Here is a 22,352-nt window from a genome sequence, read left to right as displayed (position 1 = left end):
AGAGCCTGCAGACTTATTTGGATCCCACTGCGGCTCTTGTTCCCCAGAAGAGGTGGAGGCACGTTGCAAGCATGAAGGACAGAGCCATTGATCGTAATGCAGTAATAACTAGTCTTCACATCGCGTTCTTTTGTCTGGTACTCACTGCCGCCTTGGACACTGGGTTCGCGGCCGTGACCGGATCGTTGCGGCTAGACACACAGTTGATCCGCGGAACACCAACTCCGTCTCCGGCGCGATTCATCGTCCGCGATCTCCAAGGCATATCGGACATTAGCCTCACGTGTTCGCAATTGGGCTGCCAGGTGATGCAGAACATTGGTGATCCTGATGGTCAGCTTTTCGTCGTGCAGAGTTCCGGAGTAGTTAGCTCTGCTTTATTTCTCACTCAATTACTATCCGCTAGTGGCGTGAGTAGCGCGGAACCGGATCAGACGGGAAATACTCCGCCAGCGCGCGTGGCTGGCTGGCCGTGGTATGCGAGTGACAGGACGCCCGTCCCATATTTCGGCGCAACTGTTTGGGAAGGATATCTGCTACAAACTCCCAATCAAATTGTTCGCACTGCAGACACCCAGTCCGCATTTGGCGTCAGTGGCTCGGGAACCGCCGTGGCCTTGATTGATACAGGTATCGATCCGAATAATACAATCCTCGCTCCCCATCTGGTTTACGGCTACGACTTTACACGGAACACAGACGGCGGTTCAGAGATGGCGGATGTGACGCAATCCACCGTTGGGGTGGTTGATGGACAATCGGCGACGCTGAATCAATCTTCGGAAGGCACGGTCCAGCAATCGACGGTTGGCGTCGTCGATCAATCGGGCTTTTCGGCTTTCGGGCATGGGACCATGACCGCCGGAATCGTCCACCTAGTGGCTCCGAACGCGTCGTTGATGCCTCTCAAGGCATTCAATGCGAGCGGCCAAGGATACGAATCCGATGTTCTGCGCGCGATCTACTATGCCGTAAACCATCGGGCGAACGTCATCAACATGAGCTTTGAGTTCACAGGCCCATCGGTTGAACTCGCGAACGCCGTTACTTATGCCACTAATAAGGGACTGATCTGCGTCGGCTCCGCAGGCAACGACGGTTCCATGGCGATTGTGTACCCCTCCGGATTGCCAAACGTGATTGACGTGGCCTCGACCTCGAACTCCAAGACCCCATCCTCATTCTCGAATTATGGCACGCCACCAGTTTGGATTTCCGCGCCAGGCGAGGCTGTGCTGACAACTTATCCGAACGAGAGTTATGCGCTTGGATGGGGGACCTCGTTCAGTGCTCCGTTTGTTTCCGGAACTGTAGCCTTGATGGCGAGCCTCTCCCCGGCAAATGCTGGCTTGCTTAACCAGGCCAAAGCTGCAGACGCTCTGTCCCATGCGCAACCGATTCCGGCGCTCGGATACGGATTCGGTGTGTTGGATACGTATCAGGCCATGCAGTCTTGGCAGAGTTCTCTGCCGGTGAGTGTCGCTGCTCCTTGTGCCATATTGGGTAGCTGCTGAAACCGAGCCAAAAGCCAAGTTCATCCATCTTGAGAAAAAAAAAGGCCAGCCTTTCGGGCTGGCCTACTTGAAGGGACTCAGTCATTCACGTGTGGACTACGTTTCGTGCCATAGTGGCGGAATCCCAGCTTGATTGAAAATCAATGATTAAGCTAAGCCCTTTGGATGGTCTTCAGTACTCCGATTTCTGAATTCATCAGAAGATCGGAGTGGAGACTACGGTTACAGTGACTGAATTGGATGTGCCACCTCCAGGCGTCGGATTTGACACAGTGATCGCATGCTGCCCGAGAAGCAAATCATTGTTAGGCACTCGAGCAGTCATTTGAGTTGAACTTACAAGTACCGTCGTAACTGACTTGCCGTCAACCTTCACAACCGACGCTCTGTTGTATCCAGCGCCATTAACAGTCAGGGTATAGCTTCCCGTCATTGCGAGAACCGGATTTGGCGAGACGCTGGAGATCGAAGGCGCTGGGTTGTTGACGGTCAGAGTAAGCGCAGCCGAAGTGCCGCCCCCTGGAGCTGGATTGAAGACTGTCACAGAGAGGTAGGTTCCAACGGTTAGATCAGAGGCGGGAATAGCAGCACCTAGTTGAGTAGCACTGATAAATGTAGTGCTTCGGCTGGTTCCATTCACTTGAACTGAGGAGCCAGGGACGAAGTTGCTGCCGGTGAGGTTCAGCGTAAAGCCGGCACTCCCGGCATTAACACTGGCAGGTGAAATGGCGGCCAGAGAAGGCATGGGATTGACAATATTCAGATTGACGCTATTTGATCGCCAGCCACCCTCGGCGTCATTTAAGACGCTCAATGTAGCAGTCCCAGTTTGCGCTAAGTCGGTACTGCTCAGTTGGACTCCAACTTGCGTCCCGCTGATCAATGTAGATGGACGGCTGTTCCCATTGAAGAACACCTGTGAGTCGTTAAAGAAATTGTTGCCTGTCAAAGTTACTGTCTGGGCGGGGCTACCTGCAGCGATCGTTGAGGGTGAGATGCTTCTGAGAATTGGGATACTGGACGAGCCTTGCACCATAGGATTAAGAATGGTGTACATGGTGTAAGCAGAAACGGATTTCTCCAGATACGAATGTCCAACGCTGGGTGATTGGGACCAAACATCGTATCCTGGTTGCGATTGTGTACTATCCCAAACGGTCGTTTGACCGTTGTACCCGCCGATGGAAAAGTTTGTTCCAATTCCACCTCGCACTGCGTATAACAACGCTACCTGGCCCCATGCGTACATTGTCAGGTCCGTCCGGCCATAGTAGGCATCGAAATAACCGTAAGCCGCCCTCACTGGATCCAGGTTTGGATCTGATGTCGGTGATGGGCCGGTGGGCACATCTCCTCCTACTTCGGAGCCAACTGAGACGATTTCAGCTGGCCAATTAGCAAAGACATAGCTCGCAGCATCGGGATCGACTCGGAAGTTGTGCTCGCTTCCGGATGGGAAAGTGCCAGCTGAGCACACCAGGCGCTTCACCTTCTGCGCAATAAGCTGTAGACCTGTAAGTGAGCTGATGCCATCAGGCTGACTTCTCAGCAGCCCTTGCAAGGGCTGAAAGTAGCCGTTACTCACAATGTAGACGCTGTGGTCAGGAGCATTTGCGAGCGCCTGTCGATACACAGTTACTGCATCGGGGTAATTGAACCGTGTGTCTCCCGGCGTGCCGAACTGATTCGCAATTTGTTGTGCGTATACGCTCGTATTAGAGCCCTCACTGGTCGGTGTGCTGCCTTTGTGTGCGCCGATCGGGACATTCGGATGGCCATAATAGTTTGCGATTACTCGCATGGCGGGAGCGCTATAGTCGTACGCTGATGAGGCCACGATCGCAAGTATATTGGCCTCACCACGGTTCTGAAGCGCCCACAAAACAGCATGGTCGCCCACGTCGTCCACGTTTTCGGACATGTCAGAGTCGATAATAATGTTGACTGGCGGAGATGGCTCCTGCAGCTGTGCCCATAATGGAACTAGAGGTGACAGCAGAAAGAGCGCCAACACGAGAGGTAGTAATAGGCGTTTCATTGGGTCCTCACAAACTTGATCCAGGCGGAGAGTTGGTATGCTGCAAACTCGCAGCAGTTTTCAAAGGAGGGAACAAAGCTAATGAAGGTTTAGACAGGCTCAGGCAGCTCTGCTTGCAAGCAACCCATTGCGCACATAGTTACGCTGAGCTTCCGTAAGCTTTTTACCGACATGCATCATGGGAGCTTCCAGGGCATGGTAGAGCAATATGGGAATGACAGTCACAGTAACGAGGAATGTTATCCATTGGGCGCCAGTAGGTAAATAACGTAGTTTAGTAAAAGATAGCCATTCACAGAAATAATGGCTCAAGTAAAAGCCGTAGGAATATTTTGAGATGAGATAACTCGCTCGCTGCACTGCAGGATTTTTTAGATCGGTGAATTGCGGGAGCGCCATTCCTATCATCAAGCAAATCAGCCAGCCCATTCCCAGTCTACCCACGAGTCCAAATAGACCTGCCAGGCTCCACAGCAACACCGGCCAGCCCCAGAAAGCTCGTCGAGGATGTACCTGTTTTGAGAATTTATAAGCGACAATTCCCGGCAAGAAGCACGGCACATATTGCATCACTTGACCATAGCCAGCACGCTTTAAAAGGAATATTGGGATTGCCAGCAATCCCCAGCCAATCACCAGAGTCCAAGGGGATTTCACTTTTTTTGCGATCAAGAATAATGCGGGCAAAAACAGATAGATTTGCACTTCATATGAGAGACTCCAGAGTGGCCCTTCCACTGGCTCGCTCGAAGTTATGTTCTGTGCCAGCAAGAAATTCGAAATAATATCCAGCTTTCCAAGAGCATGAAAGTAATGCATCGACCACGGGTGCCCAGCCAAAGGAAGTCTGAAGAGCACGATGATGGCAACAATGAAGATGCTGAGGGGATAGACACGAAAGAATCTTCGCGCCATGAAAAGCAAGAACAGGCTTTGCGGTCCGAACTTCGCCAACTGTCGTTCGAGAGAGAGCATAAGTACGAAAGTTGTATGCACGTAGAAAGACAGGAGACCAAACATCCCCATACTTTCCAAATCAAGAGGACCAATTTTCCTGATGCCGAAAAAGGCGAGCACGTGGAAAAGCAGCACGAGCAGCACAGCGTTGGCACGCAGAAAATCGAGATTGGGTGACTCGGTGCCCCAGGGCAATGCGGCGGTCGTCCGCTTTCTCTTTGGCAACGGAAGGCCGGAGAACAGTCTTTGCAACGACAAAATCAATTTCTCTAGTCTCAAGTAAGTATCTGAGAAGCCGACTCGCGTCCATCTCGCTCCCGGTTGCAGTATGGCGGCCCGTTGAACATGAAATGTCAGTCGCCCAGATACTCTGCCCGATTTTTGCTTTGTTTGGAAGAAATGGCCCGCACCGACAGATATTCATGTGCGAAAAAGTACACTGGTGGGGCGATTGAAGATGTAAACGGCCAAGATGGTTGCTCTACGGATTCAGCCGCTGCCAGGTCTTGATGTCAGAGATGCTGAGCTGAGCGCGGAGCTTCGGCAGGAGTAGCAGACGATCTTCGGGCATCAGCCAGGCTACCCATCCGCAAGCGGCGGCGACCACCATTGTGAGACACCCCATTAAGATCCAGCGAATCAGCATCGGTGCATGTATCATGTGCACGATCCATCCCACAGCGAGGACTGCAGTGGCCACTGCGACGAATCCAAACCAGAAGCGCACAGCAAAAGGCGCGTAAGGCTCATTGATCATGCGGCACGTGGACTTAATCACAAAGTGGTAACAACAGATTGCCTCGCCTAACGTCAGTCCCACAGGCACAGCCCAGGTTCCAAGACGCGGCAGCAATGCCGCAACAAAAGCAATGCCAATAACTGCTGCGAAGAAGTAGCCGATCGCTTGCGCATTGTGCTTGTTGCTCGCTCGAGCTACCGTTGAGCTGGCGGCCCATGAGGTCTGGAATGCCATCAAGACCAAAAACAACCGCAATAACATCGCATCGGGAGTAATACGGCCACGCGTCCACATGCTGATGAACTCTGGACCTTCGTACCAGAAACTGGCGACGAGTGCGAGAGTTATAGCGGCCGTGCCAGCAACCAAAAGCCGATGAATCCTTCGCAGTTTTTCAAGTTCACCCAGCGCCTCCATTCGCGCAAAATCAGGACAGAACGCCAGGCTGATGCTATACAGACCTAAACGGATGACGTCCACCAATGATTTCGAGATTGAAAGCATGGCAACCGCGAGACCGCCCATTGCCGCCGACACGAGAAGAATACTGCCCTCAAAAGCAACTAAGTTTCCGACCATGATTAGTGCGAACAAGAAGCTCGGGTGCATCAGTTCCTTGAGCAAAGAAAGTTTGGCCCCAGTAATTCCAGGCGTAAGCGCCGGATATTGAGACCTCAGCTCCATGATCATGAATAAGGCAAGTAGTCCAACGGTCAGCAGTTGTAGGAACGCAATGGTTCTCATTCCTGCACCAGCGATTACCGCAAATGAGGTGAGGACTACCACGATCACCTGTTGCGCGTTTCGGATCCACTGTGTGCGCGCCAACTTTCCCATCGTTTGGTGAGTGGCGGTAGCCACTTGCACTGGCATTGACCACATCACCCAGGCAGCTAAGAGGATAATAACCTGCGTGGCTATTGCGGGCGGTGTAAGCCTGAGGCCGATCCATTTTGGGATAGGTAATAGCCATGCAAGACATGCAACCAGGACTGTAACGGTCGCGGCGAGAATGATGAAAAACGTCAGAGCCGTATGTTGGACAGCCTGATATTCATCGAGATCCTGTCTTGCGTAAGCTTGAGTAAGCCGATTGACAGCCGCCCCCTGCATGCCGATATCCAGACTGGACAGGTAACCAGCGGCTGCAAACAGCGCAAGGTACTCCCCATAGAGAGTGGCTGACCAATATTTCAAGAAAAGCGGGACCAGAATTAGACCTCCGGCCCGAGTAATCACATTTCCCAAAATGATGGCATTAGCGGCGTGCAAGACGCGACGTAGCATCACGTTCCTTTGTTGCCATGAATCTGCTGCGCAAGTTTACTTATTTTCTTTTCATCTTTCGATCATTCATGCCCGACCGGCGAAGTTACAGCAATTTAGATAGGCGGCCACAAGAAAAATCTATGCTTTATTGAAGGCAAAGAAGAGACCTGCGTCGCTACTCGTGCGCAGCTGGGCTGGATACTACTCACATTTAGGATTACCGCAAACAAGCCCGCCATACACGAGGATTCACTGCGGTGGTCATGAGCAATTTAAGCCTTTTCTGATCGGCTACTTGCAAAAGGCGCAGAATCAAATCATCAGACTTGCTCCACGCCTTCTCACATGATTTGCAAAGTTCACAACATTTTCCGTCTGGATGGATCAACGAGCGGACGCTCTCGAGCAATCCCGACTGCAAAGGTTTAGTAGCTACGCGGCATCCCAGTGCCTCCGCCTCGGCACGACACCAGATGTGTGAAGGAGCGTAGGATCGCGTGGTCACTCGAAACATGGCGAGATCTGGCTCTGAGTCTCCAATCGCTATGATTTCAGGATCATTGACGCTTACCCCGTTGATAAGCTCGATCAATCCCGTACCCTTATCTACACTCTTGGCAAGTATCGCAGTATCAAGAGTTGTCTGATGAAATCTAAGCTGATCCAGATTGAGAGTTCCGATTAGATTCTGAATGAGCATGGTGGGCAGGGCGGAGGTTTGTTCTTTACTGTAGGTGTAGGCTCGAATAGAGTATTGATAATCCTCGTTTATAAAAATACCGGGCACTGTCCGGAGTGCCTTCCTGGCTCGGTCCAATTGCGCTAAGGCTTCGGGCCCAACGAGAGCACGTTCTCGTCCAGCAACCACATCCCATATTGCACTGCCGTATTCGGCCACTCCTCCGACAAATCCATAAGTCTGGCAATAATCCTTCACTTCAGAAAGAGATCGGGCTGTATCAAGGGCAACAACAAAGCCATGCGAATGGAGAAGCGCGATCGCTTCAATACCGGCTGCAGTGGTGGACGGATAGCCGAATACCGGTTTGTCAATGACTCCATCGATATCCAGCGCAACTATCGGCGAGCGCCACGCTGAAGCCTTCGGGCGATTGCAGAAGGCTGCGCAGAACCGCATTGTGTGTCTCGTCAAAAAGTCACATGCATCCAGATATTGCCGATTCGAATCCTGCACCCGGTGTAATAAACGCGTGTCTCTGATATTCGCCAGGGCCTGATTCATCGACCAACGCCCCGCAAGCAGCTTATTAAGAAGCAGTCGGTTGTTTACATCCAGATCGCCAGATTCTTCGCTGTATCGAGTAACGAGTTCGTGCTCTTGCCCTTCCGAAAGCTTGAAGTGAAGAATGGCTTCTGCCAGGTCATAGGCAGGATCCGTCATCTCAAGCTCTTTCTTCCCCATACCATGATGCTCAAAATCAGCCTTGAAGAATGTTGAAGATCCTGCGACCCATTCAACTCCACGCATCTTTCCGTCGATCAAAGTAGGGTAGGGGCAGGCATATCGTGCAAGCTGACGTTGGACTTCAGGTCGCTTGAGGAATCGCACAATCCTCGACCCATATGCCCGGCTCAGCGTATTCAATAACTCTTCATGCGCAGTGTGCTGTTTCTCGCGAATTAAATCCGAGCTAGGGTCGTCGTGTAACGGGAGCGTGCGCTTACGCGCAGCAATGTAGGATGCAATAGTGCTCAGCTGAGCGTTGGAGATTTCTGCAACGTGGCCGCTCGCTTGGGGTCTCCACTCAGTATAAAGGAAGCCGTTTCTGAGCCCGAGCACGGGAGGCACAAAGTTGGATAGTCTCTCGCCAACTGTGAAGGCATGATAACTAAGCCAACCCCAACCCACACTCTTTGCGAAGACAAAGCGGACTTCGAAATCCCCTGAAGCTTTTTGCAAATGGACCTCATAAATCTTTTTGTGCCGCGTATGATATTTTTCATCCGAAAGTAATTGCAGTTCAAAGTTCAAGCGCTCTGCTTTAGAACTGTTAATCACTTCTGCGGAAAGATAGCCACGCGCTTGGAAGTATTCATTCAGAAGAGGCCCGACAGACTCAGTTGCCAGAGCTTTTTCCTTGTACCATTCATGTGGTTCGAGAGTTAGAGCACAGGCCTTTGCAATTCTTTGTGTATCCCAGCCTTTTTTCCAGTCAGTGTGAAGGCGGTGAATGGGCAACAAAGCAACGATTCGATCTTCGTGAAAACCTAACTTTTCCAGGTGCTTGATCACTTCTGCCGTCGATCCTCCGCCGATAGGAGCCTCATCCAGCAAGACAGCTATCATTTCCTGTTTAGCACACGAAGCAAGGTGTGCCTTTTCAGCCTGGCTCAAAGTACTGCGTGGGCGAAGAGTGACCAACTCAACATTTTCGTAGCTTTTTTTTCGAAGATATGCTCGTACCAAAGGTGCGAAGTACGACCCGGCGGTGCGTAATCCCACAAGCACAATAGGTTTGCTCGGATCCGGGAATCGAGTGACAAATTTGTCGCCTAAGCTCAAGATGTCAAAGTGGGTAAGATCGCGACCGTGAAAAAATGCAGGATTTCTGAGGCGCCGATCTAAGAGCTGGGCGGGAAGTCGATTCGAGAATGCCGTTATCAGCCCAGCCAGGGGTGACGTCTCTGAAGAAAGGAACTCTCCGCTGACAAAGCTCTGCAGATATTCGTCGAACTCAACGTGCCATCTATCTCTCCAGGCCCGAAGATCTCGCAGTCTCCATTCTTGAAATCTTTGGCCATTACGTACAAAGGGCCGTATTGCCCGCAGCACCGCTCCGCCAAGCGGAAGCTTGGAAAGCTTTGAGAAATCGCGAGGTCTTCCCACAAGATAATCGTCAACTTCGTTTGCAATTGCGCAGCAGAATAGAAAGATGTTCGTCAGCATTTCAGCCCGCTGCCACGGTTCCTCTGCCCCGCTCAACCTGTTAACCTCGGCGCGAAGATGCGCGATGACCTCGCGAACAGTTGGATAAATGTTCAGAGACCAGGAATATGAAGCGTAGAACTCGCGTTCAGCTGGCAACAGCTGAACTGGTAATGGACGCTGCTCGACCGCGGGCAAAGTTGTAGCTCCGAATGGGCAAACCTCGGGCATTTGTACGTTTAGACGATTCTCGACACAAGCCATAGTTTCACCTGATAGTGGGGGAGTAAGACCTTCAGAAGTTGTCGATACTTATTCGCTGCTAGTTTGACGGAGCTAAGGAGTTCTGATTCATTGTTTACGGCGGCTGTGTTATTTAGCATCATGCGGCTAGGAGCCTGCAAACGCATTCCAGAAATCCGCCCCTCTATCTGATCAGCCAGGCTGCGCTTCAGTACAGGTTAAACCGAGAACTTGATGAGCCGCTCTATTGCCATCTCGAATAGTACTTGCGCAATTAGCCCTGGCGGGAGTTATCGTTTCAACATGGGCAAGAATCGCTTCTACAAGTCGCTCTTGATCGTCAAGCGAACTGAAGGTATGGTCCGCCCGGCGAATGACCTCAAGCTGAATCTTTTCCAGCTCACACAGTCGCTTGAGCCCTTTTCCGCCTGCTTCACGCAGTTCGCCCAGACGTGGATCATTTTCTGAATACAGAAAGACAAGCCGAACGCCTCGACTACCTAGCAGATTTAAGTCCTCGGCAAGCTGAGGCGACTCCGACGAGATCGTGCGCTCCGAGCTAAGACGACGCCTTGCCTGAGAGCGCAATGCTTTAAATATCTTGCTGTAGTCGGCTTTGCCAGTAAACAGCTTGATCCAACTCTTCAGGTTGAAAAAAGCAAATTTCCAATAGTATTGCGCAACGCGCTGATTTATCAGATCGGGATTGCTGTCTTCATCGTCGCTGACTGGGAAGTTAATCGGAATTGCGCAAACCACACGCCGGTCGGAGCAGGCAGTCCGAAACGAGACGCGCGCTCCCGAGCATCCGCCTAGAAGAATGAACCGTTCGATTTCTCGAGTGCCCTTTAGAAACTCTATTGCGTCTTGTGTTTCCGCCACTGCGCTCTTTTCGAACGGAAGATTATCCCGGCGAACCGCACTATCGCCAATCCCTGAAAAATCAAACCGAAGAACGACGAAACCGGCTCCCGCAAGGGCTCGTGCTATTTTCACGTAAACGCGGCCAGGGGCGACGCGGTGCACAACACCTGGATTCAGCAAAATGACACCTGTGTTAAGAGTCCGACTCGGTTCTGAAGGATCAGTTACGATCCCAATCAGCGAGTTCGACTCGCCAAAGACGACAGCTTGTTCTCTCATGCGTGAATTCTCGAGACCCAAGAGACTACTGATTGAAGTGCCTTATTAGGAACTAATAGGCTGCCATCAACCGTTGGTAACCAGACCTTGGGAATATCTAGTAGGTCGCCTGTCGTCGAAGCTTCACTTTGATTCAGATGCCCTTCCAGAGCGCCCTCATCGCCTGATTGGCAGCTTCGGATGATTAGCACGTTCCTGGCGGGTTTTTTCGAAATCTGCAGCAGATTAATCTTTTCCAGTTCGGAACAGAGATCGTTTGACAATGGAAAGCCGAGCACTTCAATGAAACCCGAAAGACACTTGCGCCGGATTGGTTTGGGGCGGAAACGCAGCATTTCCTTTTGCAGGCTAAGAAGCTCTTGAAGATAGCCTCGTCCCTCCACCACGGGATCCCAAAGCACGAGGCTCTCAAAACCACCGTTCTGAACGGCGGTCAAGGTTGCCAAAGCGGCACCTAATCGGACTCCAATCACGCAGACGTCACTCAGACTCGTCCAAGTCTTTATTTCAGAGATGGCGGCAGAGATGTCCTTCATCCATCGAGCGATTCCACCATCTGCGGGCTCACCGGCGGAATCGCCGCAGCCGTAATAATCAAAGCGCAAAACGGGAAAGCCAGCATCAGCGAGGCGACTGGCCAGGTGCCGCAGGGCACGGTGACAATTGATGTATTCGTGCCCCATTGGTTGACAAATAACTGCAGCGCATTGACGGTCGCGTCCAGCTCGCGGTTTATGGTAGCAACCGAAAAGCGGCTTATCGGGCAGACCGAAATAGAAAGGTGTTATGCCGTTATGCGGGCTCATGCGCAATGCAATTGCTCTTTGCAGCTAGCTGCAATTTGTCCGAGCGTCTGGAAAGCAAGCTCATTGGGTCTTATGCGCAGATCCAGCCGGCTTCGCAACCGGGCAACTACGTGCATCGCCAAGAGAGAGTGTCCGCCGAGATCGAAGAAATTGTCGTACAGGCCGACACGCTCCACGCCGAGAACGTCCGTCCAAATCTCCGCCAGCATTTGTTCGATCTCGTCTGTAGGTTCATCAAATGTCTCTTCGTGCTCCTCGCGTTCAGGCGTAGGAAGAGCACGGCGATCCAATTTCCCGTTAGGCGTCACTGGTAAATGATCAATGGTCACTAGCGTTGGGACCATATAGCCAGGCAGTTTTTCTTTCAGGAATTCGCGGATTTCTTCCCCAGAAGAGGTCCCGCCCTGGAGAGTTACGATATAAGCGACCAGACGGCGATCACCCGGGAGGTCCTCTCGAACTATGACGCGCGCGTCGCGAACCGCCGGATGTTCATGCAAAACCGCTTCAATTTCGCCCAACTCAATGCGAAATCCGCGAATTTTAACTTGATCATCGATGCGGCCCAGAAACTCTATGGCGCCATTGGGCATATAACGTGCCAGGTCTCCTGTCTTATAGAGACGTGCTCCGGGTGCGCTGCTGAAAGGATCGGAAATAAACTTTTGTGCAGTTAGTTCCGGGCGATTTAAATACCCTCGGGCCAGAGCCACCCCTCCTATGTGTAGCTCTCCAGGAATTCCTACCGGCACTGGATGAAGATTTCGATCTAAGACGTAGATTGTGACGTTCGCTATCGGACGGCCAATCGGGACTATCGGTTGGTCGTGTTCAGCCTGGCACTGCCAGAAGGTAACGTCGACCGCTGCTTCTGTTGGACCATACAGGTTGTGCAACTCGGCCTTACAACGAGCGAAGAAACGCCTCTGAACTTCGAGAGATAAAGCTTCGCCGCTGCAAATTACGCGTCTTAACGAACTGCAAGCTTCAAGACCGTTCACTTCCAGCAAAGCCTGCAGCATGGAAGGAACAAAGTGAAGAGTCGTTATTTTCTCCCGGTAAATCAAATTCATTAAATAGTCCGGATCTTTGTGCCCACCAGGCTTGGCGATTACCAGACAGGCACCCGTTATGAGCGGCCAGAAGAATTCCCAGATTGATACATCAAAGCTATAAGGCGTTTTCTGCAGAACACGGTCGTCATTCGTCAATCCGTAGGCGTCCTGCATCCACAACAATCGATTCACGATCGCTGAATGAATATTGAGGACTCCCTTTGGTTTTCCGGTCGAACCAGATGTATAGATCGCATAGGCGGCATTGTGCGGCCTTGCAACGCCGTCTGGATTCGAGCGACTCTCTCGAGCGATTTGCTCCCAATCTGAATCCACACAGATTAATTGTGAAGACGAGGCTGGCAGTTTTTCCAATAAGTGCTTCTGAGTAAGTAGAACCGGAACTCGGCTATCATCGAGCATCATGCGCAATCTATCTTTTGGGTACTCAGGATCGAGAGGAACATAGGCACCACCTGCTTTGAGAATGCCGAGCAGGCTCACGATCATTTCAATTGATCGTTCCATGCAGACGCCGACCAGGGTCTCAGGACCTACGTCGAGTTGGCGAAGATGATGTGCCAGTTGATTAGCTCGAGCATTCAGCTCCCGATAGCTCAATTGATGCTGTTCATAAATGGTCGCCGGAACATCTGGGCTCTGCTCAACCTGACGCTCGATGAGCTCATGCAAACAAGCATCGGTCTCGTAATCTCGCTGGGTATTGTTCCATTCGACCAGGATCTGATTTCGCTCTGCTTCGGTCAACATCGGCAACTCCGAGATGTGCTCATCAGGATTCAACCCCGCAGCTTGCAGCAGTGTCCGCCAATGGCCGACGAAGCGGGAGACCGTCGATCCATCGAAGAAATCGGGATTGTAGGTAGTCGAGCCAAAGATTCCGTCGCCGCGATCGTCGAGAATCACGAACAAATCCATTTTCGAGCCACCGTTGGAGACTTCCTCGATCGCCCAGTCCCATCCATCCGGATTCGCCGAATCACGTGGCTGCTGGGAAAGCATGATCTGAAATAGCGGGTGTCGGCTGGGGTCTGATTTCTGCTGAACTTGCTTAACGACTTGAGCGAAAGGAAGCTCTGCGTGAGCTAGACTCTCCAGCACCATTGTGCGAACACGGTTGAGTACCTCTCGAAATGTTGGGTTGCCCGAAAAATCGATGCGGAGTGCTAGAGGATTTACGAAGAAGCCCGGGATTGATTCCGTATCGGTGCGATTGCGACCTGCGCTCAGTCCTCCGATAATAATGTCATCTTGCCCTGTGTACCTATGCAACACGGTCCCAAACGCTGCGAGCAGCGTCATGTACATCGACGCGCCTTCCCGCTGGCTGAGGGTTCTCACCGGACCAATTGTTGCCTCTTCGAACGTGAATCGCAGGATCTCACCACGATGCGTTTCCAATATTGGGCGCTGATGCCCAGAGGGCCACTCCAAAACTGGCAGCTTTCCGGCGAGCTGCTTTTCCCAAAAAGACCGTTCTCGCGCCCAGACATCCGGTGCCAGTTGATCTCGCTGCCAGTAGGCAAAGTCGCCGTATTGAATCAGCGGTTCCGGAAGAGGCGAGGGCTTCCCGGCAGAAAAGGCGTCATAGAGAGTCGCAATTTCGCGAAGGAAAATTCGCTGAGCCGTTATACCGTCAAAAATGAGCTGGTGGAAAGTCATATACAGCCGGTGATCCGCGCGTCCCATTCGAACGAGAAATGCACGCAGCAGCGGCCCTTTGCCTACGTCGAAGGGACGTCTTGCATTCTCCCTCGCCAGGCCGGCCGCTTTCTGCACCCGCTGAGATTCTGGCAATTCCGAGAGATCCGCAACTTCGAGAGGAAAAATGGACGGAGGTGGATTGATAATCTGAACCGGCTCGCCGTTTTGAATCTCGAAAGTCGTTCGCCAAATTTCGTGGCGGCGCACAACCTCACACAAACAGCGTTGCAATACATCCGGAGAGAGTGGACCTTGACGATGAAAAGTTATGGTCTCGTTGTAGAACGGGACCTCAACCGCCATTCCAGCGTGTAACCACACTTGCAATTGTTGCAAAGAAAGAGGAACCCTCGTTTGGTTTGGACGAGGAGTGATGGCGGGAATCCGCTCACTAGAATTGAGACGCGCACCCCGCATCAGGCCTTCGAGGAGCTTCCGCTTGCTCTCTGAGAGGTGCGTTACATCACGGGCTGAATCCGGCGCTTGAAGAATCGTAATGTCGTTGCTTGTCATCTCTCTCATATTCGTAGTCAGCTCAGATTGAAGCCGCTGAACAGTGTGACGACTCGAGGCGGAGATTAGAAACCTTTTCTCCTGGATTGCTCGCTAGCTTCTCAAGTACTTCCTGAAAGTCTGCGATGAGGGAAGTGATTTCCTCGCACTCGAACAGGTCCGGATTGTATTGAACGCGTCCAATCATTCCACTGGGTCGGTTATCCCAGACAAAATAGAGGTCCCACCGAGCGCCTCCGGATTCGACGTCCATCGGAGTGAGACTCCAATGTGGGCCAACATCCGCTAACGGGGGCTCGAGGGATGCCGCGACGGTGAAGAACGGGTTTCGACTGGGATCGGAGCTCGGTTGCAATTCTTCCGCCAGATATTCGAATGGGACATCGTCATGAGTAAGAGCTCCGGCGACAACCTCCTGAACGCGGAAAAGCAAGTCCTGAAATGTTGGACCGTCTCCGATCCAAAACCTCAAGGGAACTGGGTTCAGGAAATAACCGATGAGATTCTGAACTTCAGAGCGTTTACGGCCAACTGGCGAAACTGTCCCAACGATGAAATCTACCTGCTTCGTATAGATATGGAGTAATACAACAAATGCAGCTAGTAGAGTCGTGAACAGCGTAACTCCCATCTGTTGACTCAGTGATTTTGCACGATCGCCAACAGCCTTGGGAAACGCGAACGGCTGAATCGCTCCTCGAAACGACTGCTTTGCTGGTCGCGGCTTAGTCGTTGGCCAAGCGAGCGCTGGTAAATCACCGCAGAGCTGGGTTCTCCAATACGTCAGCTGCCGCTGCAGGGTTTCTCCTTGCAGATTCTGTCGTTGCCAATAGGCATAATCACCGAATTGGATGGAGGGCTCGGTAAGTGGCAATGGTTTGCCAGTCGAGAAAGCGTCGTACAGCGCTGATAGCTCGGTGAGCAGAACCTGATAAACCGACACTCCGTCGAGAACGCTTTGGTGAACGATCAAGTACAACCGGAACTCACCATCGTAGAACCTGACTAAAGAAGCGCGGACCAAAGGACCCTTCTCCATATCGAAGGGTCTGCGAGCATTTTCTGAAATCAGCCGCACAGTGTCGGCCAGGCGCCGGTGCTCAGGTACGGTACGCTGATCAATGAAAGGAATGGGGATGTGTTCCGGCGCGGGATGTACCACTTGAACAGCAGTGCCGTTCACAGTCGTATACGTAGTTCGCCAGATTTCATGCCGCCTAATGACTTCGGTAAACGCTTGCTCAAGAGCATCTATGTCGAGAGCACCGAATCGGTAAATTGTGACGGACTCGTTGTAAAGCGGCGGAATTTCTGGAACTTGTCTTTCGCGGCGTAGGATACGCTCTTGAGAGGGAGCCAAGGGAGCTGGTGCTCCCGCTGGCCGCTTAGTTATCGTGCTGGCCTGAGGTAGAGATCGGAAGGCCTCTCCTCGAACATATTTTTCCAGAAGCATTCGCTTCGTATCCGAGAGTGGCGCGCTAGATGCCATGCTTTTTACTCCGTTCTTGCAGATAACGATGGAATGACCCGCTAGGTGTATTTAGTTCAGTGGCGCTGAATTGGCGGCTGCTACCTGTTCGGTGAAGCGGATTCGCAGCTTTGTCAATCCGCGCAGTCCCAAATTGGTCCGCCAGACAAGCCGTTCTGGCTCGAGAATCCAGTTGGGCAGTCGGCGCAGCATTAGCTCAAAAGCTGTTTGTCCTTCAATCCGCGCCAGCGCAGCACCGAAGCAGAAGTGCGCCGCCCAACCAAATGCAAGATGGCGATTGTTCGTGCGAGTGATATCCAACCGGTCTGGGTCCGGAAATCTCTCGGGATCGCGGTTGCCGGCCGCCATCACCGCGATCACTGCCTGCCGTTTCGCAATCCTCCTTCCGCCTAGGATTGTATCTTCGGGAGCGAGCCTTGCAGTATGCTGGCTGGGGCTTTCGTAACGGAGCATCTCCTCAACGGCAGAGGGGATCAGCGAGAGATCGGATCGTAACTTTTCCAATTGGTCTGGATTACGTAGCAGAGAAAGCACGCCGTTGCCTATCAAGTTAGTTGTCGTTTCCTGGCCACCAACCATAGTTACAATACAGTTGGCAATGATTTCTTCGTCCGTAAAACGGTCGCCATCAATCTCAGCATTCATTAATGATCTAACAAGACCATCGCGCGGGTTGAGGCGCTGCTCCCGTATTGCGCAGCGGAAGTAATCGACCATCGCAAGAGTGCTTCTCAACACTCTTGATGCTCGATCTGGATTGTGCTGGAAATTTCCGAGCATCTCGGCAAAGTCCTGGGACCAGACTTTCAGCTGCTGATGATCTTCCACGGGTACGCCGAGCATTTCGGCAGTAACAATACAAGGCAGAGGCTCCGCCAGGTCAGCGATCACGTCCATGTGACCTTGGCTCTCCACCTTGTCCAGTAAGGCATTGGCAATTTCTCTAATATGGGAACGCAGCACCTCGACACGTTGAGGGGTGAAGGCATGGGCCGCCAGGCTGCGCATCCGCGTGTGCGCGGGAGCGTCCAGAAAAAGCATTTGTTTCACCATGACTTGCGCAATTGGATTGAGAGCGCCCAGTCCCATTTCGGTAAGCTGCTCAGGAGAAGGCGTACGTGCGGCAGAGTAATGGTGAAGAACGGTTACAACATCGTTGTATCGAGTCACGACCCAGGCGTGTAGGAAAGGATCCCAGTGCACTGGATCCTCACTTCGGAGTCGATGAAACAGTGGGTATGGATTCGCGAGAACCTCTGGGTCAAGGAGATGGTAAAGACTCAGAGTGCGGTCTGCTGAGGAAGCGGTAGATATGGGTTGAACCTGTGCTGTCATTGCAAAACCCCGCTATGCGGCTGCCGGCGCGGCGCCCCCAAGTAGTCGCTGGGCCTCGTCCTCGCTCATTGCCTCGAGCTTTGCAAGGAGCAGCGACTCAACCTCCTCTGAAAGCTTTGCGACCGTTGGTGCATCAAAAAGACTCTTCAGGCTGAGCTCTATGCCGAACGTGTCGCGGACTCTGGCTATAAGCTGCGTACCTAACAGAGAATGGCCACCTAGTAGAAAGAAGTTGTCCTCGACGCTGACTTGCTCGAGATCGAGTAATGTAGCGAGCATATTCACTAACGATTCTTCCATTTGCGTTCTAGGCGCAACGAATGCGCCGTCGCGTACTGTGTTGGATGTGTTGGGAGCCGGAAGCGCGGCGCGATCGACCTTACCGCTTGCGTTAAGAGGCAGGGTATCCAGTTTCACGAAGATCGCTGGAACCATGTACTCTGGGACGCGTCCAGCAAGGAAGTTGCGCAACTCTGTGTGAGTAGGTTGAGTGCTCAAAGCAGGTACAAAGTAGGCGACCAGACGTTTGTCTCCCGGCTCGACCTCTCGCGCCACAACGGTACTTGCCTGGACCGCTGGATGTTCATCGAGAGCCTTTACAATTTCGGCCGGCTCTATGCGATACCCTCGAACCTTAATCTGCTCATCGATCCGACCAAGAAATGCGATTTCCCCATTCGGAAGATAAGTAGCTAAGTCTCCTGTCCTATAGAGTCTCTCGCCGAGCTCTGGACTGAAGGGGTTAGGAACAAACCTCTCGGCAGTCAAATCCGGCCGATTTCGATAGCCTCGAGCAAGACCCTTTCCTCCAATGTAGATTTCTCCAGACTCACCTATCGCCACTTGCTGCATTTCCTCGTTCAAAATGTAGATTTGAGCATTCGTGATTGGACGACCGATTGTTGGCAGGCGATCTGCTTGCTCGGGCGTAGCAGGAACAACTCCGGAGGTAGCTACTACAGTGCACTCAGTGGGACCGTAGTTGTTGACCAACTGAAAGCGTAGCTTACGCGAAGGGTAATGGTGAAGAGTATCGGCGCCGGTGAGCATCAAGCGTAGAGTTGCCTTTGCAGGCCATTCGAGCGTCATAACACGTTCCGCCAAAGGAGTTGCGAGGAAAGTAATGGTAATGCCCTGAGAGAGCAGCCAATCTCGGACGGCCGTAGGCTCATTCACCGCAAATCCATCAGCTAGGTGCACACTCGCGCCTGCCGTGAGATACGGCCAGATTTCCCAAACCGCAGCGTCGAAACCCAACGCCGCCATCTGACTTGCCCGATCAGAAGCGATTACTTTAAAGGCTTTATGATGCCAGAGCAAAAGATTCGATAATCCTCGGTGAGTAAGTTCAACACCTTTCGGCTGACCAGTTGAACCGGATGTATAGATTACGTAGGCCAGATTCTCCGGTTTCACATCGACGTCGAGTGAGTGTGATGGTTTATCGACCGCTATCTTTCCTCCTGGGTCTACCACCACGACGTGCTCTGGTTGCGCTGGCAACGCGCTTGTCATGCACTCGCCAGTCACAACAACTCGAGTCCGAGCATCTTTCAAAAGAAACGTCAGCCGATCTGTCGGGTAGTTCGGATCGAGGGGGAGATATGCGCCGCCTGCCTTCAAAGCCGCGAGGGCTGCAACAACCATTGCCACGGAGCGGTTCAAGTAAATGGCCACAACAACATCTGGACCAACACCGAGAGAGCGCAATAAATGGGCTAAACGATTTGCTCGCTGATCAAGTTCTTCATAAGTCACAGAAGACTTGCCATGAGTTAGAGCAATCGCACTTGGCGCTGCAGCGGCCTGAGCAGCCACGAGCTGGTGTACACACCCATCCGGCGACAACTCTTGAAGCGTTGGACTGCGCATTCCCAGCATCAGCTGGTCTAGATTCCCGAGAGAAGATTCACTCCGGAATGAGTGTGTAGAAACGTGCGACATACAATTACCCTCCTTGGAACGCTACGAGTGCATCAGCTAGATGACTGACTTACATTCAATGAGATTTGTTGTTGCGGTCTGTGCTTCTGCGGAATCAGCACATTTGCGCAGGTTTGGAGGCGCGCTAAGGCCTGATGTTACAAGGTCTGCAGAGTTGAACAAGTAAACACGAAAGTATCTTGCTGCCAGCAGTGGACACTGCATACGCGGTTAACCAAAAAGCGTTCCTCGAACGCAGCTGAAAAGCGGACAACAAATCTGGATTCTTCTGGAACCCACGACAACTCAACGTCCTGGAAGTCGATATACTTTCGGCACACAGGATGAAGAGCCTTGTAGACAGCTTCTTTCGCCGAGAAGATCATCATGAGCCGCGCTTGGCAATCGCCGTCGGCAAATATCCATTCAAGCTCCGGTTTTCGACAGACTACACTGCTAATATCAACTTTTCCCATCCTAAGTTGGGACTCCAAATCTATTCCGATACTCAAAGGAGCCGAGGATCTCACGACCATGGCCAAGCTCCACGGGTAGCAGTGAGTGATCGAACCCACAACCCCCTCAGGCCATAAGGGCTCTCCCCCATCTCCGCGCAAAATCGGAGGCGAATTTTCAAAACCGAGCTGTTTAAGCGCAAGGCGAGCTGCTCTTCTGCCTGAAGCCCATTCCCTCAATCTCTTACTGGAAGCACGAGGTGTGAAAAGCCTTTTCTCCTCGAGGGGTAAGATTCCGTCGACTCCATCATTTGCGGAAGTAATCGCAAATGCAAGGCGGTCATCGAGAAGAAGTGAACGTTTCACAATTCGAGTGGCCTCAAGGCGTATTGACTGCAACACTCGCGCGCAACCGATCGGTTGAGCTTGGCTAATCGAGCTGCAGAGGGCAGTGTCGACGTGTGTCAGCGTTGTCATCGGCGACTGTTTAAGTCTAAGACTTGGGGCGGAAGAATTATCAATTCGTTTCGTTGGTGGGAACTAAGTGCCGTGTGTCCGCCTGTGTAGTGAAAGGCGAAATAGTACTCACCTCGCTTGAGTAGGCCGATTCCTGTAGCGGAGGCGAGAACCACACTTTGATTCGATCGACGAGGTGAAAAACGGATTGCAATTCCAGTTCAAGTTCCCACGGATGCGGGTAGAAGTTCTTTCGAAAAAAATGCGAATGGTCCATCCCTTTTTTAGGAAAATTCTCGCCACCGAACGCCGATGCAAAACAGATGTATGTATCGGCTGCCAGCTGCAGCGCGTCCGAAGATATGTTCCGCTGCTTACCAAAGGGAAAAGCAAAGAAGCGTATCTGTTTCCCGAGATGAGCTTCCAACTCATTCTTTGATCCCACGATCTCCGGCTCCAGTCTCGTACGATCAGAACCACAGTCGAAGTGCGTACGCGTGTGACTACCGATCTCCACTCCCATTCGATCCCAATATCCGATCTGGTCCCACGTCAGCGGGAAAGCACCCTTGGTGCCGCGTCTCAGATCGTGCTCGAATTCACGATGCTCTTCTACTGGTTCCGTGCTCACAAACAAAGTAATCGGGATTCCGAACTCCTCAGCCACAGCTCGCAAATTCACAAAATTCTCGCCGTATCCGTCGTCAAAAGTAATAGCGAGAGTCGGGACCTTAACACGACCTGAGCGTAGAAGCTCCGCAGCTGTCGATAAGGCAACAATCTGATAATGCCGCCGTAAGAAGCAAACCTCATGCCAGAAGTTTTCGGTAGAAACCCCCATATAGTGCGGCCGATCTGATATCAAGTGATGTGCTAGTACCAGCACGGGATATCGGCCCCGCAGGCGGCGATAAAAATTCCTTCCAGCGAACCATGGCGAGCACAAGAATATCGTTTCGAGACACAGTTTCCATACGGAGCGATGGCGTCGAGGTGTGGTCGGTTGTTGCTGGATTGAGGGAGCATGTTCGAGTTGCTCCATATAGGGGGAGAGCATTCTTTGCATCCATGCGTTTACTTCTCTGGACGTCTCGGCCGCACTTCTGCACGTCAAATTTGCAACGATCTGGACAAGCAAGTCGTCAGCTATCAAATCCATTTTCAAAGCGACACCGATCGGAGTGTCGTAGGCTTGCATTGGAAGCTTGAACGACGTTATCGGGCACGATTGATCCGAACCGCTCTCCAGGTATTCGATCGCTAACTGAACGTTTTTTTCTTTGGTGGTTCCTTCCCGTTGTGATACTCGAATCAAGAGCGGCAATGCAGCGAGGTCCTTCAATGGAAGATCGCCCAAGAGGACGATCAAATCAGGGTTGAGTTCGCGCAGGAAATTCCGAATCTTGAGATCATAGTCAGAGTCCACCTGCAGGAATTGGTACCCACTGCGTTGACCTTCCCGAATGAGCCCGGCGCGTTCGAATTCCTTCTTATCATTCCAACTACTGGGAGCCCCGTGCACCCACCACAGCATGTAATGCATGAACCATCTGAAAAGCAAATGAAGGCAACGTCGCATTTGCGAGGAGTTTTGTGAGGACTTAAATGTATGCTCCGAAAGCCCGGCCGCGAGGCATTGCTGAACCACTGGGAGCAAGAGCACGGGCTGTTGCACAATTCCGCAGACCTTCACTCCGCGCACTTCTTGCATCATTCGATTCGCAACTCTATGCGTGCGCGACGGCCGAACTCCCGATAAAAGTAGAATCTGAAAAGGCTTCATATCTGAGGTTAGAGCCCGATGA

Annotated in this window: 13 protein-coding genes; 1 reads left to right on the top strand and 12 read right to left on the bottom strand. The window is 52.1% G+C overall.

Annotated features, from left to right (window positions below):
• Nucleotides 1–71: 71 nt before the first annotated feature.
• Nucleotides 72–1,514: a hypothetical protein gene (locus DMG62_09710; GenBank protein PYY23109.1), complete on the top strand. Its 1,443-nt coding sequence runs from the start codon at nt 72–74 to the stop codon at nt 1,512–1,514.
• A 196-nt stretch (nt 1,515–1,710) separates the two neighbouring features.
• On the opposite strand, the gene DMG62_09705 is transcribed toward DMG62_09710, so the two are convergent.
• The 12 genes from DMG62_09705 to DMG62_09650 all read right to left on the bottom strand — a co-directional run bounded on the left by DMG62_09705 (nt 1,711) and on the right by DMG62_09650 (nt 22,330).
• On the bottom strand, nt 1,711–3,552 hold the full coding sequence (locus DMG62_09705; protein ID PYY23108.1) for a hypothetical protein: 1,842 nt from the start codon (nt 3,550–3,552) through the stop codon (nt 1,711–1,713).
• A gap of 99 nt (nt 3,553–3,651) precedes the next feature.
• On the bottom strand, nt 3,652–4,929 hold the full coding sequence (locus tag DMG62_09700; protein PYY23107.1) for a hypothetical protein: 1,278 nt from the start codon (nt 4,927–4,929) through the stop codon (nt 3,652–3,654).
• 61 nt (nt 4,930–4,990) lie between these two features.
• Entirely contained in the window at nt 4,991–6,535 is a 1,545-nt protein-coding gene (locus tag DMG62_09695; protein ID PYY23106.1) for a hypothetical protein, read from the bottom strand.
• Between the two features lie 199 nt (nt 6,536–6,734).
• Nucleotides 6,735–9,668 carry a hypothetical protein gene (locus DMG62_09690; protein PYY23105.1) on the bottom strand — a complete coding sequence of 978 codons (2,934 nt, stop codon included), beginning with the start codon at nt 9,666–9,668 and terminating at the stop codon, nt 6,735–6,737.
• 171 nt (nt 9,669–9,839) lie between these two features.
• Nucleotides 9,840–10,790 (bottom strand): hypothetical protein, encoded by a 951-nt coding sequence (locus DMG62_09685; protein ID PYY23104.1) that lies wholly within the window; start codon nt 10,788–10,790, stop codon nt 9,840–9,842.
• The gene (locus DMG62_09680; protein PYY23103.1) at nt 10,787–11,596 is read right to left on the bottom strand and encodes a hypothetical protein; all 810 of its coding nucleotides are present in this window, start codon (nt 11,594–11,596) and stop codon (nt 10,787–10,789) included. The genes DMG62_09685 and DMG62_09680 overlap by 4 nt, the downstream gene beginning before the upstream one ends.
• A complete protein-coding gene (locus DMG62_09675; GenBank protein PYY23102.1) occupies nt 11,593–14,898 on the bottom strand; it encodes a hypothetical protein in 3,306 nt (1,101 codons plus the stop codon). The genes DMG62_09680 and DMG62_09675 overlap by 4 nt, the downstream gene beginning before the upstream one ends.
• A 13-nt stretch (nt 14,899–14,911) precedes the next feature.
• The gene (locus DMG62_09670) at nt 14,912–16,378 is read right to left on the bottom strand and encodes a hypothetical protein (GenBank protein ID PYY23101.1); all 1,467 of its coding nucleotides are present in this window, start codon (nt 16,376–16,378) and stop codon (nt 14,912–14,914) included.
• Between the two features lie 51 nt (nt 16,379–16,429).
• Nucleotides 16,430–17,713: a cytochrome P450 gene (locus tag DMG62_09665; protein ID PYY23100.1), complete on the bottom strand. Its 1,284-nt coding sequence runs from the start codon at nt 17,711–17,713 to the stop codon at nt 16,430–16,432.
• Between the two features lie 12 nt (nt 17,714–17,725).
• Nucleotides 17,726–19,657: a hypothetical protein gene (locus DMG62_09660; protein ID PYY23099.1), complete on the bottom strand. Its 1,932-nt coding sequence runs from the start codon at nt 19,655–19,657 to the stop codon at nt 17,726–17,728.
• A gap of 137 nt (nt 19,658–19,794) precedes the next feature.
• Nucleotides 19,795–20,568: a hypothetical protein gene (locus DMG62_09655; protein ID PYY23098.1), complete on the bottom strand. Its 774-nt coding sequence runs from the start codon at nt 20,566–20,568 to the stop codon at nt 19,795–19,797.
• 40 nt (nt 20,569–20,608) lie between these two features.
• Entirely contained in the window at nt 20,609–22,330 is a 1,722-nt protein-coding gene (locus tag DMG62_09650; protein PYY23097.1) for a hypothetical protein, read from the bottom strand.
• Nucleotides 22,331–22,352 lie beyond the last annotated feature (22 nt).

This window comes from Acidobacteriota bacterium (assembly GCA_003225175.1).
In the GTDB taxonomy this organism is placed as follows: domain Bacteria; phylum Acidobacteriota; class Terriglobia; order Terriglobales; family Acidobacteriaceae; genus Gp1-AA112.
The sequence above is the reverse complement of the archived record's forward strand: the minus strand, read 5'-3'. Positions and strand labels throughout refer to the sequence as shown.

Bases quoted from the DNA above. Each gene is read 5' to 3' on its own strand.
- DMG62_09710 (PYY23109.1), top strand. From the start codon at position 72: ATGAAGGACAGAGCCATTGATCGTAATGCAGTAATAACTAGTCTTCAC.
- DMG62_09705 (PYY23108.1), bottom strand. From the start codon at position 3,552: ATGAAACGCCTATTACTACCTCTCGTGTTGGCGCTCTTTCTGCTGTCA.
- DMG62_09695 (PYY23106.1), bottom strand. From the start codon at position 6,535: ATGCTACGTCGCGTCTTGCACGCCGCTAATGCCATCATTTTGGGAAAT.
- DMG62_09690 (PYY23105.1), bottom strand. From the start codon at position 9,668: ATGGCTTGTGTCGAGAATCGTCTAAACGTACAAATGCCCGAGGTTTGC.
- DMG62_09685 (PYY23104.1), bottom strand. From the start codon at position 10,790: ATGAGAGAACAAGCTGTCGTCTTTGGCGAGTCGAACTCGCTGATTGGG.
- DMG62_09680 (PYY23103.1), bottom strand. From the start codon at position 11,596: ATGAGCCCGCATAACGGCATAACACCTTTCTATTTCGGTCTGCCCGAT.
- DMG62_09675 (PYY23102.1), bottom strand. From the start codon at position 14,898: ATGAGAGAGATGACAAGCAACGACATTACGATTCTTCAAGCGCCGGAT.
- DMG62_09670 (PYY23101.1), bottom strand. From the start codon at position 16,378: ATGGCATCTAGCGCGCCACTCTCGGATACGAAGCGAATGCTTCTGGAA.
- DMG62_09665 (PYY23100.1), bottom strand. From the start codon at position 17,713: ATGACAGCACAGGTTCAACCCATATCTACCGCTTCCTCAGCAGACCGC.
- DMG62_09660 (PYY23099.1), bottom strand. From the start codon at position 19,657: ATGTCGCACGTTTCTACACACTCATTCCGGAGTGAATCTTCTCTCGGG.
- DMG62_09655 (PYY23098.1), bottom strand. From the start codon at position 20,568: ATGACAACGCTGACACACGTCGACACTGCCCTCTGCAGCTCGATTAGC.
- DMG62_09650 (PYY23097.1), bottom strand. From the start codon at position 22,330: ATGAAGCCTTTTCAGATTCTACTTTTATCGGGAGTTCGGCCGTCGCGC.